An 18,545-nucleotide genomic window follows, 5' to 3' on the forward strand; every position below is an offset into this window, starting at 1 on the left:
GCCAAGCCCCCGGCTCTAGTGACGGGGGCTTGGCTATTATTGTGAACAGAAGAAACTTTACTTATTGGCGAACGCGAGCGCTCTAATCAGGATGAGCGTCGCCTCGGCTCTTGTTGCCGTCTTGTCCGGCGCGAATTTGTTGTCTCCGACGCCTTGAATGAGGCCGTTCTCCACAGCCGCCGCGACTGCCGCTTTGGCCCATGCCGGAATCTCGGCGTCATCGGCAAATGGGGTTGCCGCATTAGTGTTATTGGCGATGCCAAGCGCATTCGCAATCATCATCGCCATCTCGGTACGGCTGATTTGCGCGTTCGGTCGGAAGCTGCCGTCCTCATAGCCTTTCACGAATCCGGCCTGCACCGCCTGTGCGATGCCTTGTCTCGCCCATGCGCCGATTGTACCCGTGTCGGTGAACGCCAAGGTGGCTCCGCCCCCTTGCAGATTCAGCATGCGAGCCATCATGACCGCGAACTCGGCGCGTGTAACCTCGCCGTTCGGCTTGAATGTACCGTCGGTATAGCCGTTGATGATTCCATTCGCAGCCGCCTGCTTAATGCCTGCTTCCGCCCAGTGGCCCGCAATGTCGCTGAACGTCACTTCCGCGGTTGCTTCAGGCTCGTTATCGGGAATTTCATCAACTTTTTTATCTACGGCGAATACCGCGAACTTCGTAAAGTGATCGACTTCCGCCGTAATCCGCTCGCCGCTCGTTTCGCCTCCGATCTCCACCCACTCCATCTCTTCCTCATCGTAGTAGAAAATAGAGGCGGTTTGGTTCGTGCCGACCAAATCCGGATCGAACGTTAAGGTAATCGTGACCGGGCTCGAAAAATTTTCCGTGAAGTTTTTCAAAATTTCATATACCGGGCTAAGAAGCACGTCATCATCGGTTACGAGCTGCGAAGTATTCAACACTCTCTGAACCGTAATCGTTAATTGCTTCTCCGATGCCCCGGCGGGAACCGTGATCGTAACGGCGTTATTCTCAAACCGGGCCGTGCCGCCGACGCCGGCAGGCAACGTAATTCCAGATGGCGTTGCCGATCCTCCGCCTCCGCTTCCACTGCCGTTGCCATCGTCATCGTCCGATTCGGCAGCGCGGTTGACGATAATCGAGTACACCTTCTTCGTCTCCCCATCCTCTGCCGTCACAGTAACCGTTACGACATTGTCTCCTACGACCAGATCGTTGCCACCTTCAATCGCAACATCGACGGTCTCGTCGGCCGCAGTTGCCAAAACTGTCACGGATGTTTTGCTGTACGGCACATTCACCGTATAGCTCGTCTTGTCGGCGCTAAATCCGCTTACTGTGTCGCCGTCCACCGTAAGATTGGTCAAATCGACGTTAAATACCGGCATGTCTTCATACTCGGCCCTCAGCGAAACTGGGTTCGCCGGCATTGTGAACATGAACGGATTCTCGGTATAGCTGTCATTCGCGAGACCGTCCGCCGTCCATTTGACAAGTCGCTGCCCGTCCGGAATGTCGGCCGTTACCGTAACTTGTACGCCTTCCTTGACTTGCGCGGGACTGTCCACCGCATCTCCGTCTACCGTAACGGCGCCTCCGTCTACCGTCAGATCGGAGACAATCCGATCGAAAATCTTGAAGGTAACGTCGATCGTGTGTTCGGCGTCCACATTTTCAAACGTATACTCGCCCGCCTCGGCAGCTTCGGCGTTCTCCACGCCGTCTATCTCTACCGTGTCCACTTCAAAATTTTCGTTAGGCGTGAAAGTAAACGTCTGACTTTGTCCGCGCTCGACCAAAATATATCCGCTAGGAGAGATGGTTCCACCCGAACCTGCCGATGCATTAATCGTTACGAGGTTATCTCCATCTTCGCCGATATCGATCATTCTGGGTACGGGTACATTGTTCGCCGCATCCCACTCCCAATGAATTTCAAAGTCCCATCCCAGATCCTCAAACGTTTCTTGCTGCGTGAAGTCGGCGGCTGCCTTATCCGCAAACACAGAGACGATTTCCGAAGGCAATCCGCTCGTGCTTAGCTTGGCGCCGTCATAGTAGTTGATTTGATCTGCGTCAATGATTGAACTGTCGCTGGACCAGTACCCAGCCAATTTGCCAAGGCCGTCCCCATATACCGTATTCGTGACCGTATTGCCACGGAAGGTTTGGAGCAGGCTGCCTGACGAACCGCCCATGTCACCGACGACAGCGCCGAAATACTCGCCTCCGTCCGGTCCTGTGACCGAACCCGCCACAAAGTTATTACGAATGACGCTGCCCGTTGTCGTATCCTTCGTTGTAAGAGGCGAACCGGAATTGTTCCAACCGGTACCCCCAATCAAGCCGCCGATTCTCGTTCCGTACACATCTGCGGTTACGGAGGAATTTTGCAAGACGCCCGCATGGAGCAAGCCTACAATCCCGCCCGTATAGCTGTCGCCGCTTACTTTCCCATCCACATAGCTGTTCTCCACCATGCCGGTGGAAGTTCCTGCAATGGCGCCGGTATTATGGCCTCCGCTAATATCCGCATTCACCAAAGCCGCATTTACAATTCTTCCGCTTGTGCCCAGGTAGGCAAATAACCCGGTGTTATTGTCGCTGCTCGTAATTTCCAGGTTGCGTATGACATAGCCTTGTCCATTAAATGTGCCCAAGAACGGCGTTGGTGAGCCGCCTCCGCCGATCGCCGAAAAAGTCACGCCCTCCATATCAATATCGGCCGATAATTCGTAGTTTCCGTCAATCGGATAATCCGGTGTGCCGAACCCTTCCGAGAATGCAGTCAATTCGCTTGCCGTTCCGATTTTTACAAGATAAGCGGGTACCGTCACGTCGACCGGCTGACTCTCATGGTAGCCTTCTTTGGCGGCATAGCGTACCTGATACGTGCCGGGGATAAGTTCTGTGATCTCGCTGCCGGTAACAGGCGTATACACGTCAACCGACGAAAGCTTGTACTCCATTCCGACCGAGACGCCCGTGATCTTGCCGTCTGCATTCGCGTTCGTCGTCGGAGCCACGCCCGATAAGCCTGTGGGCGCATCCTGGAACTTGAGCGTATCGCGGTTGATTGTGAAGGTATCCACTGCGCTCATATCGGAAACGCGGTAGGTGCTCACCGTTAAAGAGGTGCCGGTGATGTCGACCTTCGTAATATTAGCCGTATTCTCCTGATTCTTCACCGCGGCATATGGAAAACTCGCATTCTGAATGGCGTAATGCTTGCTGCCGCTCGAGGAGTTTGCAGTGATGTAGAGTACCTGTCCGTCTTCCGGATTCGTCACGCTCGATGGTACGCCGCCTTCCGGGATGACCGGGGTTGTGCCGTTCATCATGTAGCTGCGTGTATACACATGATCGTGGCCCATGAATACGACGTCAATTCCAAATTTCGAGAAAACAGGGGCCATATCTTCACGCCGCTGCAAAATATCGTCGTTCAGCGCATGGTTTGCGACACTGTAAATCGAATGGTGGAACGTGACCACCTTCCATTTCACATCCTGACCGTGCGCATCCAACGTCTCCTGCAGGAACTGCGAATGTTCTGCCGCACTGAGATTGTTGGAATTAATCGACATGAACAGGGTGTTATTGTAGATATACCAGTAGTCGCCACTGCCGCTGCCGGCGCTGGAGACCCCTCCCAGGGAGGAAACATTCGGCATGTTGAAGTGCTGGGAGAAAGCGTTGCTGGCTACATCGTGGTTACCGACGTCGACGGCCAACGCCAGGGATTTGAGTACATTGGGGCTAAGCAATCCATTATACTGCGTTTCGGTATCCGCGGTTTCCACCTGATCGCCCGCGGTGATTATGAAACTGGACTGCGGGAAAGCGGCGGCCGATTTGTTGAGCGTGTTGGTCCAGCCGGCCGTGTCGTTTGCGACGTTGCCGCTGCTTCCGATCTGGGGATCACCCGCGAACAGGAAACTGAAATCGCCGGTAAAGCTCTGCGTCTTAAAGCTGTAAATCGGCGACGAGCCGTCGTCAGTGCCGACGCGGTAGACATACTCCGTGTTGGCGGCAAGGCCCGTGATGGTCGCTTTGTTGCTCTTGAACCCGGTCACATTGGTGTCGGAAGCCACCGCAGCGAACTCCTGATGCTCTGTCGGGAATTCACCGCCCGTCAGTTCGGATCTCAGCGCGAGCTGCACCTTTCCTGCGGTCGGGGCGTCGCTGTACCAAACCACGTTCCGCTGTGTCTGGTCAGAGCCGATGTTCAGGGTAACATTCGTTACACTGTAAAGCTCCATATCCTCGCGGTAGCTGGGGATGGCTGTGAATTCGACATTGCCGTCTTTCACGATCAGTTTGTAGGTATCCGGGTCTGCAAACAACACCGGCACACCGGGTTTAGCGTATCCGCTATATACAACCGGATTATTATCTTTCGCGCCTACCTCGGAATTGGGGACGATTGCCAGAGATGCATCGACTACATCGTACAAGGATGCAAGATTATTATAACCGTGATGAGCTACCTGCACGATGTCGCTGCGCAGGGTATCGGCGCTGTACATTTGCAGCATATCGTTCTGAACTAGGGTATTGACATCTCCCAGCATTAAAAAGGTTTTGCCGTCCATCGTGAGCTTAAATACCGTGCTGGTATCGTTAAAATCAGTAATGGTGGTGACGCCGCTGCTGTTCACGGCATCCTCGTGGGTATGCAGCACATCAAACCCGACCCCCTGGAGACTAAAATGCTGACCAGTGTGCAGCTTCACATACTTGGCGTTGGGAAAGCTTGTGATAAAGCTTTGCTTCATCAAAAATGTACCGGCGTCATAGCCGCTTCTCATGGTCTGGAAAGACGGTGTATTGAACAATACGCTTTCCACATTCAGATTGTCATGATAGGCGTCAACGAAGGCGTGCGCCATATATACATGATCGCCGTGCGCGTGGGAGAAGAACCAGGCTCTGATGTTGATTTTTGAACCGTATGGCTGTCCAGTAATCTTGTACATGAACTTCATGAGGCCGTACTGCGCAGCTTCGCTGCTCTGATTCTGATGTCCGCCGTCAATGACAAACAGGCTGTTGTCCGCCAATTTGACGATCATCAGGGCACCGCAATCACAATGTTTTGATGGATCTACCGGGCCTATGCCATTGGCATAATCAATGCTGTATAGATAGAATTCGGTGCTGCCGCTCCCTATAGTTGCAGAATCCAAATCGGATAAAAGTGTATTGGTGGAATTATCCTGGATAATGCGGGCCTGATGAGAATGGGCTGTGTAATATAAATAGAAATATTGGCTTCCTTGTTTCAGTGAATCATAGATGTTGCCGTCGGTCTCCGTATGGGCGATCGGTTCAAAGCCGTTTGAAAGAAGACTCTGAACGTATGCATTAAAGGTTTCCGCACTTGTCTCACTGACTACAACCATTTCTGAGTCTTCATTTGTTACGGAATACTGATCGTTGGCCAATCCGGGGCCGCTGTTATAAGTTTTGCTAAGGGTACCGTCCGGATAATTGGGCAGGCCTCCGGGCATCGTCGGCGCGTTGCTGTTGGTTATCGTCTTGGTGAAAACGGTCTGACCGTCTTTTTGGGCCGTAATGGTCGCTTCAGTCCATAAATTGTCGGGGATGCTGTTCATAGCAACGCTATAAAGCGTGGAGCCGTCAGCGGCAACATATGTGATATCGCCGACTCTCACGCTGCCGCCGGAAGGAAGCGCGGCAAGCTCGGCATTTTCGATGGTGGTGGAATCTTTTGTAAGGGCGGCATTCACAGTCAGCCCCTGCGTATCGACCGATCCGTTTGTTTGAACGAAGTAATAAATCGTGTTGAGATCATTGCCTATCGATTCTTTTTCTATGATGCCATCGTAATCCTGGTCTGCAAGAGTGCGTGCCTTCTCAAAATACAGAAGTGGATATCCTCCCTCGGGGTTGGAGGTGTACGCATTGGCACCGTCCTCTGTGACAGTGATTTTTGTCAACAGATCGGCAGCAGAGTTGAACGTGGTGCCAGGCGTACCAGCCGGATCCGAGGAACCATATTCTGATCTGCCTGCCATATAAAAGTTTTGAAAAGTCAGGTTCGAAGCGTTTTTAGCGTAGCCGATTTCAGCTGCCAGCGGATTGGGAGAAGCGTTGTAAGCGTATATAATCTCCAGATTGCTTGTGTTGGCATAGCCAAGAATACCAAAGTAGTATCCGTTACCACCGTTCTTCACGGTGCTTCCGCCATCGGCATATGCAATGACATTGCCGGTATTGTAGCTATAATCGATACGCCCACTTTTAATATAGCCGATGATACCGGCCGCACGTTCGCCCGCAATGTTGTAAATGGTCACATTTCCCTTGTTGGCGCTGTAGGTGATATCGGCGTTGGTTGCAGCGTTGCTGGAAGAAGTCATGCCCACGATTCCGCCGACGTTATTACTGCCGTTCGTCACCGTTATATCGCCGTTATTCACGGAAGTTGCGACAACGCCTTTTGCAAAGGTTGTAACAAAGCCCAATATGCCGCCGACAGAACCATTTGTGCCGGTGCCCAGATCCCCACCAGGATTGGCAGCTTTCGTGGGCGATGTTACGTTGATTGTTCCGTTATTCGTGCAGTTTGCGATGGTACCGCCAGGGTTGCCTTTGTTAAGGATAGAACCCGCGATCCCACCTGCATGAACGATTCCTGTCGCGCCTTGCACGGTGATGTCCACGTTGCTCGTGCAGTTGATAATTCTGCCCCCTGCAATATTCGCGGCAACGCTGCCGACATAACCGCTGTAAATGGTGGCGTTGATCGTACCACCGACAGTCAGATTCACAACGGTACCCGACACATAACCGAACAGACCCACAAGGTAAATACCGTTTTGAGGTCTTGTCTGGTTGATATTGAGGGTGAGGGTATGGCCCGCGCCGTTGAAGCTTCCCGAAAACGGGGCGTCTGCTGTGCCGATGGGTATCCAGTCGGTTTGCCCGGAAAGATCAATGTCATTTGTCAGCACATAATTCTTGTCGGGATTCCCCCCCGCCCAAAGCAAGTCATCAATAGAAGAGATTTGATAAACGCCGTGGCTTGTGGCAGGTTCAGCCACCCCATTGCTACTGCTGCTCGATGTGGTAAATACAGTTTGGCCGTCTTTTTGAGAGGACTCGTTTTCTACACCCGCCGCAGCTGCGGGCCTCGCGGTCAAAGGCAGTGCGCCGAGGAGCAGCGCGAGGACAAGGAACAGACTGAAAAGCTGGTTGCCCCGCATTGTCCACGAATGTTTTTTCAAAATGGGAAGCATGTTTGTTCCTCCTTAGAAATTGGATTAATCCGGATGATTAAATACAATTAAAACAATATAATAAAAGCCGTGAACCGTCCGTTAATTTTTAGTAAAAAAGTGTAAAATAATTTTGGATCAAAACCGAAATCAGTGGTTGTAGGTCCTACCGAACAACAAAAAGGAATAGACAGATGCAGACTCCGTATATCAATGAAATGCTCGATTTGCCAGAGCTAGGGATACACCAAATCCTGTCCATGGATACCGATATACTTCACATCGAAGCCTTACCGCTCAGCGACAAACAATGCTGCCCGTGTTGTCAATCCGATCAAAATGTCATCCGGAAAGGAAGCAATTACATGCGGACCGTCCGGTACCTTTCGGTATTTAAGAAGAAAACTTATCTGCATGTGCCGTCCATTCGGATGTCTTGCACAAGCTGCGAGGTTGGGTTTGTTTTTGATTTTGAGGTTGAGCCAAAATAGAATTATTAATTTTAAAAAGTTTCGCTTAGGTGCTCAGCTTCTTATAACGTTCATACGCGTCATTATATACCTTCATGTATGCGGCTAGGCCTTTGTGCTTAATGTCACTCACATACTGGTCCCAATAAGTGAAGGGGAGGGTCCCGTTAATAAACTTCTCTTCCATTTTTACGATATAATCCTGAATATCCTGGCCGATGGAGGACATAATCTCTTGTTCTTCCGGGATATAGTTGAAGTTATACCAAATTTCCTTCACGGCGTAAGGCTCGGCCTTCATCGCAGCTTCCATGGAAGGAGGCAGCGTCTCAGACCCTTTAAAATAGTTTGCTCTAACCACACCGGGATAGCTTCCGCCCAGCCAGGTGACATATTTGGAGAGCGTTTCTTCATGGGTCAAGCCAGGTGACTGTTTGAAGATGGTTTCTATATACCTTAATTCCCCATCAGCCTCCTTCTCGTAAGTAATGCCCTCCTTGCCCATAAAGAAGAAGGTTGCGCCTTCTTCGCCGTAGAAATAATCGATCCACCGCAACGTTGCAGCTGGATTTGGATTTTTGTCCGTGATCGCAAATGCCCCTAAATGGGCCAGCGGTGCCTTGATTTGCGAATAGAGCTGATCCCCGTGAGGACCCTTGAGCGCTCCAAGCCCGATAAATGACTTTTGGTTCATTAACGTCTCTGGGCTTGGAACGATGGTAGAACCGAGCTCTCCAGCTGCTCCTCTAGCTAATAATGCCTTGTAATCGAGGGTGAAGATTTCCTTATCCAGCAGACCTTCCTTGTACAGCTTGTTAAGAAATACCAGCAGTTCCTTAAAGGAAGGTTGAAGCCGTGTAAAACGAAGTGTATTTGTATTCGTATCGACATCCACGAAAGGATGGCCAAGTCCTCGATTTCCCAGACCCCACGCACCCTTCAGCTGGTTGATCAGATCGCTGATTCCATTATCGGCATAAGGGATTTCATCCAGCATGCCGTTGTGGTTGAGATCGGTATTCTTTACTGCCTTCAAGTACGAATAAAACTCATCGACGGTGGCAGGCTCCTGCAGACCAAGCGCGCTCAGCCACTCCTGGTTTACCCACAAAGGAACACCAACCAAGACGGAGAGCAGTTGTGGATCATAGAACGAGGGCAGGGAATAGATGTGTCCATCGGACATCGTAAGTCCTTTTCGGATTTCGGGATACTGGAGCATCAGCTTGTTGAAATTAGGTGCATAGCGCCCGATAAGGTCATCGAGTGGAATCAGCAACCCCTGCCTGCCATACTGATCCAATTCCATGGGCTGCAGCTGGGAAGCATAGAAGGCGTCAGGATACGTTCCATCAGACAATGCGAGATTTCGCTTGGCCGCAAGAGCGTCGTAGGGCACAAGGTCAAATTGGACTTGAATATTGGTCATCTTTGCATAGGCTTGCCATACCAGCGTATCTTCATAGGGGTTAGAGAGTCCGGTTCCCGTAAAGAAGTGGAGAGAAAGAGGCTGCTTCACAATAGGCATGCCGCTGTTGTTTAACGGCGCGTCTTCTTGAACAGCGTCTTCTTCAGGCGCTGCGATCTTCTCCTCGCAGCCAACCAGCAAGGTGAGGAACGCAATTGCGGCGAGTGAAACAGACAGCCATCTCCGGGACGGGAATTGACGCAGAATTGTTTCTCTCATTTCATCACCCAATCTTATGAATTTGCATGATTTGCTGCTTCCGGTACTCGGTGGGAGCCATTCCTGTCTGTTTCTTGAACATACGATTGAAGGAAGTGAAATTGGAGTAGCCAACCTGCTTGCTGATATCCATGATGTTCATTTCGGTGCTGATTAAGAGCTCCTGTGCTTTGCGGACACGAATCCCATTTAAGTGATCACTGAAATTGGCGCCTGTCTTATCTTTGATATAAACGGATAGATACGTGCTTGACATGTTGAGAAGATCGGCCAGGTAGCTTAAGGATAGATCTTGAGCATAACGGGTTTGAAGAATGTCCATGACAAGCGCGGCTACCGGATCCTGCTCCTCCTTTTTGGCTTGAATCATAGAGAAGGCAAAGGACAGCAGGGCATGGCAGTTATCTTTGTATTCTTCGGCTGTGAAGGATGTCTTAAGTCTTTCGCTATGTAGTACAAGCTGATTACAGGCCTCTGTTCCGAGTGAAAGAGAGGCCATGACTGTCATAAGCTTGGAGCTGATAATCACAGCCAGTTCCTCGTAATGGTTGAGTCTGGATTGATTGCCGCTCAATTGCTCCAGCAGCTGCTCCACAATCTGGACAGCACCTTCCTCGTTGCCAGCCTGCAGGCTGGCAACGAGGGATTGCTCTTGCTTCTGGCTTAGCGCGACCGGGGAATGCTCGTGCACTTCCGATATAATCTGCGTTTCAGCGGACAAGCTGACCTGCCGACTCATTTGCTGCGCCTCCTGATAGGCTTGATAAAATTCAGAGGGCTGCACGAATCTTGTGCTAATAGCGATTGTAACGGCGCAATTATGCAAATCTCTGATCAGCAGCAATTTAAGCTCCTTCATGAATTCCTTGAGCGTCTCGCGTTCGGCCTCCGGGAAAACAGATACGATCTGATTGATCTCAATCTGAAAGGTGTTCGAGCCGGGATAGCGATCAGACACCTGAAGATGAATACGCTCCAGAATCTGCCGCGCGAGTGGACTGTCATCAAGGCTGTTGGTTTCCGGATTCGGGATTTTGCGATAGCGCAGTGTATAAAGCACGACTATGCAGCTTTGGTCCGTTTCAGAGAGGAAATCCTCAAATCCGCTAATGTCCGTGTTGATGCTTTTCAATTGACTCATATAGGTATAACTGGTCAGAATGGAATTCTGCTTTTGAAACAGCTCGGCGATTTCCTGTTTTTCGCTTAGTAAATCGTTGATTTTGGAGTGAATCAGACTAAATTCCTTTAAGTGACTGCTGCCAAGTGAAGGTTTGCTGTTAAGAACCGCAGTCAGAAGACGCTTCACTGGAGACTGGATTCGTTTGCTGAATAAATAAGCACTTGCAAGCGCCAGGGATAACGATACGGCCAGAATGAGCAGCAAAGTAACATTCAGACGGCTGATCTGCTGCGTTACGTCGGCATTAGGAACGACGGAAATATAAGTCATTCCGTCTGTATTCCGGCTCAGAAAATAATAATTTCCATCGTGGAGCACATAATCTTCTTTGGCATCAGCCACCGGCAGCGGAACATGGGACAAGCTCCCTGTCCGGTACAGCTCAGATCCATCAGCGTCCAGCATAATAAATTCAGTCAGTGCAGCCTCTCCGGCAAATGAGGCATAAGCCTTGTCCATATCCAGTAAGGCGATCAGCTGGTAATTGCTGTCTGGCTTGCGAAAGGTAAGGGATAGAAGAGGTTTCTCTTGGTGATCAATCATAAACGGGTCAACAGGAAGAATATTAAAATTTGCTTGGGTTTCAAATTGTTTATGCCAGAATTCGGAGGTATACATACGGCTCACATACAATTGTCCAAACATAAGACTCGCGCTGCTGCTTCCCATATGCGAGAAGGCAAAGGGAGTAGAGCGGAAATGGACCAGTAGGCTCTCCAGGTAGTTCTGCTCCTTGAAAACCTCATTCTTGAAACTTTCGATGACAAGCGCGGCCTTCAAATAATCAACCTGATTCTCAGCTTCCATCAGCAGCTGGTGATTAAATCCGATTAACTGCGGGTTTTCATTCATTTCGAAGAGCAGCGTTTTGAGACGGCTGAGGTGCGTATGAAAACGATCGGAGATATGTGCCAGGTTAGTCTGATTGGTTTGAAGGATATCGGATTTGATCGTTTTTTTGAAGAAAGACATTGCTAGTCCATAACATAAAGAGAAGATGAGGATAACTGCCAGAAAGCACATAAATACTTTTATAAAAAGGGAGATTCCGGTTCGTTTAAGCATGAGCTCCTTTATGTTTTCACCCCCCATGTCAACACGATGAATGACTACGGTTTGGCAACCATTCTTCATCATAGCTGACAAAGATTAACTCTGTGTTAGGGGAAAGTAACCGGGAGGTAAAGTAACGCTTATCTTCTTTTACGATCTTTATCCTAATTTAGGATTTGTTCATGTGCTATGATATCCTCCAAATATCCGTCAATAATCGAATAACATGTTAATAGTCTTCCTGCTTCCCGCGTTTTATGATGGCCATGCATCATGAACAAATAATGAATATGCGGGAGATGAAACTGGAGATGAAGAGATTTAAAGGACGAGCCACCCGGCTGTTGGCAAGCCTCATAGCGGCTGCGCTTGTCATGACAGGTTTCCCTGTCACAACCTTGTCGACGGTAAGAGTGACTCATGCCGAAGGTGTTTCCATTCCACCAGATCTATTGATTACGGAAATTGTCTTCAATTCTGTCAATGTGAATGGAGCGGACATCAACGCTTGGGAATATGTCGAACTTTATAATAACAGCTCGGCTCCGATTACACTGGGTGATTATTACCTGTTCCGCGAGAATTACAACAGCTCAGCCAATTATAAGTGGCCTATGCCAAGTGATAAGATTGTACAGCCTGGCCACACGATTCTAGTGCGGGGCAAGGCAGATACGGCTGACGGCACGCTGGATAAATTCAATACCGCGTACGCTGTTAATCCGCCGCTTGCAGAGGAACAAACCGCAATTATGGATCAGTCTGCCGGAGGCAATTTAGCGAATACAGGCACCTATACCGTTACTGTAAAACGCGGTGTCGACAACGAGGCGATCTCTTCAGCCAGATATAATGACGCGGCAATAAGTTCAACGGAGAACGGCGATGACGGCAATGGCAAGAGCGTCATCTTCAAGTACGACCCAAGCGGCAGCAAGAACATGGTGAAGTCAGGTTCGAAACAGGCACCTACACCGGGTACCCTGGTGCCCGGTCAAGTTCCTGCGGCTCTGAATCCGCTTCCTGTACCCACGACGAAGCCGGTCTTAACGTATACGCCGGCTGTTACAACAACGACTGCCAAGGATTTGGCGGTTACGGCACAGGTGTACAGCAGTACGCCGCTGACTTCCGTGAAAATTCATTATAAAAAAGAAAGCGATAACGCGTATACGCCTGCATTAATGAGTGTCAGTGAAGCGGTATATGGGAATTCAATTGCTGCGGGCATCATTCCTCAGACGATTATGCAAGGAACAGATAAAGTTCAATATTATATGGAGGCAGAGAATGGACTGGGTCTTGTACGCAGTCCTGAGGCAGAGAATTCCGCTTACGATCTGAATATCGTACAAGCTGTTCAGCAGCCATATCTGCTTATAACGGAAATCGTATTCAATTCGCCAAACGTAAGCGGGGCAGACATACCTGCCTGGGAGTATATCGAGATCTATAACAACAGCAATAAACCGGTCCCGCTGCAGCAGTACCGGATTACGACAGGCGACTTGAACAATCTTCCCGTCCGGACTTTTGAGTTCAAGGACAATAAGACTATCCAGCCTGGCAGTACCATGGTACTGCGTGCCTATTCGGCAGATGTGAATGGAACGATAGACAAATTTAATGAGGCATACAAAATATCGCCGGTTCCTTTGACAGATGCAGATATCGCTGATTTTACTGGCGAGGGCAACCTGGAAAATGCTCCGGGCCGCACGATATCCATTGTGGCAAAATCAGGTGAAACTGTCGTATCCGCCCAGTATAATGTGGCAGGAAGCAGTACGGATGATCTGAATAACACGTCGGTGACCTATACTGTTAATCCAAACGGCGGTCTGATGATGGCGAAGCTTGCAAGCAAATCGCCCCCTACGCCAGGCAGGACGCTGGCAGAACAAGTTCCTGCGGCGCCGGTTGAGCTCCCAGGCGACTTTCTTGCTCCGATTATTGAACATAACCAGTCAGTAGGCTCTACCGGAATTAAGGATCTGACCCTTGCGGCTGATATTACAGACGATCAGTCAGTAACCGGTGCCAGCCTCTTTTATAAATCGGACAAGGACACGGAATACACATCCATGGCGATGGAGAACACAGCGGGTTCAACCTATCAAGCTGTGATTCCTGCTGCTGCTTTGATAGATATAACGCATATCTATTACTATATTGAGGCAACGGATGGCTCACATGTAAGCAGCAACCCTGTGAAAACCAAGAAGCCTTATGACATTCGGGTCTTCAACAGCATCAGCTCCGCCATCCCTGAGCTGTTAATAACCGAGCTCGTTCCGGATAATAAAGGAAGCGACGGTTATGAATATATTGAGGTTTATAACAATTCTGACCAAACGGTTAACTTGAAAGATTATCAAATCGTCTATGAGTTTTCTCATGGCGTAACGATGAGATGGGATATCAGCAAGGACTTAATTCTCTCGACGATGGATACAGCTGTCGTCTGGGTACAGTCTGAGCTTAGCAAGAACAAGCCTTTGAGCACCTTCAACACCCATTGGGGTGTGAATTTGCCGGAATCCCAAGTGACGTCCCTATATTCCATCGGCATGTCCAACAGCGACGAAGGACGTATACTCCTTGCTCCTGATGCTGCTTTCCCGGTAGAGCATGTTCAGGGTGCAGTGTCGCAAGCCTGGTATAACGTCGAATTGGACGAAATCAATGATGACGGCACAAGCGTTGTCTATGAATATCCCAAGGACGGCTCCAACAAGATGTACAAGCGTGCTGCTGGACAGCTTGCTACACCGGGAATGTTGAATCCGGGACAGGTTCCAGACGATGTGGTTCAAGTGAAAACAGATGCAGAAAAGCCTGTCATATCGTTTAATTCAATCGATACGCCGCAAAAATTTGGGGCCTTGACGCTTACGGCGAACGTGACAGATGAGCATGCGCTCAAACGCGTCAGCGTCATGTATAAACGAAATATGGATATGGATTTCACTGAGGTCAACATGGTTCGGTCAAGAACGAATCCAAACCAATACACATCCGCCGTAATCGCAAAGGAACATCTGCTGGGCGCAAGCTCTGTTGATTACTACTTTGTAGCGACTGATGGTCTGAATCAAGCAGCATCGACAGATGGCGGAGCGCCAGTCAGTCATTTGAGCTATATTTCTGACAATGAGGGTCCATTGTGGTTCGACCTTGCGGAAGGTGCTCTGCTTCGTGGAACCACTACTATTCAAGGTAATGCGGCCGTTAGCGGACAAGCGCTGGGCTTGACGGTTGACGGTAAAGCCCTGCCGGCAGAGAAAGCCCTGTCTAAGGATGCGTACCTCACATTCAGAGCGGATGATATGCAGGCTTCCTTCAACAATGGGGTCATCATTAACGGCGAGCTCGCGACCTTACTGCCGGATGCCAGTTATCTGGATGAGAAGTTCGTGACTTTGCCAAAGAGCTTCCTGAAGCCAGGTGTGAACAAAATAATCATCACGGCAGGGAACAAGGTTTCACCTACAGGTACAGAAGGCAATAATGATGACTTTAGAATCCAGAATATTCATATCTATCTTGGAGACGGATCCGATCAAACCATTGCTTCAGCCCGAGGAAAGAAGCTGAATGTGAATGAGTTTACGACTGTTGATCCGGAGGCAAGACAATCGGTTGGGGACGGAACGAATTATTTGGAGTATCTGGAACTGACAATTGATCTTCCGGACAGCTTGTTCTACGGAATTAACGGCAAGCTCGATACGACAACTCTTGCAGACGGCGAGCATAACTTCGTACTTGCAGACGGGGCGGATAGCGTAAGCTTGAAAGCCATTGTCGATAATACGCTGCCTGTATTCGATACCTTCTCGATCGAAGATGGCAAGACGTATGCCGGGCAAATAAGCTTTGATGCGGTTTTGAAGGATGCAACCTCCGGTGTCGCTTCGGCTGCAGCTACGCTGGATGGCGAGGCACTCACACTGCCGGCTAAGCTATTGGCCTCCCAGCTTGGAATGGGTGATCATGTATTCGAGGTAAAAGCCATCGATAAAGCGGGTAACGAAGCGGTACGTACCGCGCTGTTCAAGGTAGAGAACGATCTGCCGGACATGCCTGCGGATCCGCAGCCGGCACCAGATGCGGCTGACGTGGATCGCAATGCCAGCTTGAGTGTGAAGGTAAGCGATCCGAATGGCGATCCTTTGAATGTGACGTTCGGACAAGCGTACCGGTACGATTTTAACGAGAAGTCGGATATTGCCGCTTACTCCAATTCGATTGATCGAGAGCCGCCATTGGTGCTTAATCCGGATGGAGAAACACCTTTTTCAAGTGAAGCGATTGCGAATGTTTCGAAGAAGGACAGCAGCTACTATGTTACGGATGCAGAAGGATTGTTCCCGTATCAGCGTTTTGACTTTAAGCTCAATCAGGAGCCGGATGCGATTGCTGAGGTTGAAGTGGTTTGGGAAGGGCATTCGCTTCCGGACCGGCAGGTTACCATGTATACCTGGAACTTCAATATGGGTAAATGGGTTTCAGCAACCTCGGGTATTGGCGACAAGGATTTTCAGCTGAAGGCGAAGGTTAAAGCGGCCGATATGGTAAGAGACAAGACCATTCATGTGCTCATCCAGGATCTGGTGCCTGCTTCGTCCGATGGAGTGGATTTCTCATTCGCCTGGGCTAGCGATACCCAGTATTATGCAGATTCCTACCCGGAGATCTTCGATCGCGAGATGAAATACATCGCCGATCACAAGGAAGACAAGAAAGTAGCTTATGCCATTCATACGGGCGATCTTGTGGATGATTTTAACCGTCCGGACGAGTGGGAAGTTGCAAGCAAGAGTATGAAACATCTGGAGGATGCGGGCATCCCTTACGGTGTAGTAACGGGGAACCATGACGTCAATCATAATGAAGGAAATTATTCGGAATATTATAAGTATTTTGGGCGCGACCGGTTTGAGAATCAACCAACGTACGGGGATGATCTGAACAATAACCGTGACCATTACGATCTCGTATCCGCCAAGGGGCAGGATTTCCTCATTATGTATCTGGGCTGGAACGTCAGGGAGGAAACGGTTCAATGGGCGAACGAGGTGCTCAAAAAGTATCCGAACCGCTATGTCATTATCGGTACGCATGAATATATCTCACCAACGGGCGATTATTCCGGTCAAGGCGAGATGATCTGGAACGAGATTGTATCCAAAAACGATAATGTTCAAATGGTATTATGCGGCCACCTGCACGGTGTGGCATTTAATATCAAGCATGTCGGCGAGCGCACGGTCGTTGAGATGCTTGCGGATTATCAATCCGGCCGTCAAGGCGGCGAAGGCTACATGCGTTTTCTGGATTTTAATTTATCCGAAGGTAAAGTGCATGTAAGCACCTATTCCGCTTATATGGATGATAATAATTATTTTGATGAACCGGGCAAGGATGATTTTGAATTCCCGTACAAGACGCAAAATCCAAGCAAACAGGTAGCAACCGATTATATCGGGGTCAACGTGTATGGAACTTCCGTCATTGGCAGTCAGCTGGCCGTGAAGAGCGAAGGAACAGCAGCAGCCGATTGGCCCAACCTAGCGGCTGATACGGTGTATTATTGGTACGCGGCGGTCGAGGATGCTAATAACGGCAAAACGGTGTCGGATATTTGGCGGTTCACGACCGGCAACAACCCTGCGGGGGGCGGCCCGGATCCGGGTCCAGGCGATGGAGACGGACCGGACCCAGGTCCAGGTGAAGACGATGGCCCGAATCCGGGATCAGGTCCAGGAGATACGAAGCCGACACCGGTACCTGCACCTGCTGATGAAAGCATCCTGGTCATTGCGCCGGCTTCAATTCCGGCGGGTAATGACAGCATCGTTCTCATTATAGGCAAAGGCAGGACAGGAGTCGCGCTCTCAACCGATGTATTGAAGAAAATCGGCAGCCGTGACGTGAAGCTTCAAATGGAGAATGGCACAATCCTTACGCTGCCGGCGGCCCTGCTTCAATCCCTGAACGGTCAGGTGAAGGATGGAAGCGAGCTAGTTATCATGACGGAGCATGTACCGGCACAGTCCGCTGACAATGCTGAACTGAGCTATGGCAAGGAGCTTGGAGCCACGATGACATCGAAGGGTTCTTCAGTCAACATGAGGGTCGGTATCCGTAATGGAGCGGGCCAGACAACATGGGTTGAGCGTGTGGCACAGCCATTTGTTATTGAACTAGCGGCGGACTCTGTCAGCAATAACAAGCTGGCAGGAATCTACCGGATAGAAGCAAACGGTACATTAACATGGATTGGCGGCCAATACACCGAGGGTATCTATTCCGCCTCTGTTGATCTGCCGGGTATGTATGTTGTGTTGGAGTATAAAAAGCCGTACCAAGACGTAGCAGAAGGAAATTGGGCGTACAATTACGTGCAGGAGCTTTCCTTCCAAGGAATTGTTAAAGGAATCTCGGCGAACAGCTTTGGAGCGGCGCAAGCAACGACCCGTGCAGAGTTTGTTGCTCTTATTGCCAGAACACTTGGTCTTTCCGACTCTGCGGCAGGCGTTACTGGTTTTAAGGATGTTCAGGCTGGCAGTTGGTATGCCGACTCGGTAGCCAAAGCGGTAGCAGCGGGAATTGTATCGGGCGTAAGCAAAGACAGTTTTGCCCCGAACAAGCAAATCTCACGTGAGGAAATGGCCGTCATGATAATCCGGGCTCTTGAGCACCACAAAGGAACGGGAATGAGTGCAGGCGGCAAAGCTGCGTTCACCGATCTGAATAAGATCAGCAAATGGGCGAAGGACTCTGTCGACAAGGCCTTTGCGCTGGGACTGATGATTGGACAAGGGAATAACGCCTTTGCTCCAAACGTACCTGCAACGCGGGCCGAGAGTGCAAAAGTGATTTACTTGCTGCAGCAGCAGCTTTAAATGGAAGCTGCGCATTAAAAAGG

The 18,545-nt window shown here is 49.9% G+C and carries 4 protein-coding genes and 1 pseudogene; 2 read left to right on the forward strand and 3 right to left on the reverse strand.

From position 1 onward, the window contains the following. Positions 1-57 precede the first annotated feature (57 nt). Positions 58-7,239 (reverse strand): S-layer homology domain-containing protein, encoded by a 7,182-nt coding sequence (locus tag AC0YOA_RS08580; protein ID WP_475786249.1) that lies wholly within the window; start codon positions 7,237-7,239, stop codon positions 58-60. 173 nt (positions 7,240-7,412) lie between these two features. Here AC0YOA_RS08580 and AC0YOA_RS08585 point away from each other — a divergent pair. Next, positions 7,413-7,694 (forward strand): annotated as a pseudogene (locus tag AC0YOA_RS08585) (transposase family protein); the annotation flags it as partial. Positions 7,695-7,734: 40 nt separating this feature from the next. On the opposite strand, the gene AC0YOA_RS08590 reads toward AC0YOA_RS08585, so the two are convergent. After that, a complete protein-coding gene (locus AC0YOA_RS08590; protein ID WP_475786250.1) occupies positions 7,735-9,375 on the reverse strand; it encodes an extracellular solute-binding protein in 1,641 nt (546 codons plus the stop codon). 4 nt (positions 9,376-9,379) lie between these two features. Continuing rightward, entirely contained in the window at positions 9,380-11,530 is a 2,151-nt protein-coding gene (locus AC0YOA_RS08595) for a helix-turn-helix domain-containing protein (RefSeq protein ID WP_475786251.1), read from the reverse strand. 392 nt (positions 11,531-11,922) lie between these two features. On the opposite strand from AC0YOA_RS08595, the gene AC0YOA_RS08600 reads away from it, so the two are divergent. Continuing rightward, positions 11,923-18,522, forward strand: a complete 6,600-nt coding sequence (locus tag AC0YOA_RS08600) for a lamin tail domain-containing protein (protein ID WP_475786252.1) — start codon at positions 11,923-11,925, stop codon at positions 18,520-18,522. The last annotated feature ends 23 nt before the right edge of the window (positions 18,523-18,545 follow it).

Source organism: Paenibacillus sp. JT22N12 (assembly GCF_056269365.1).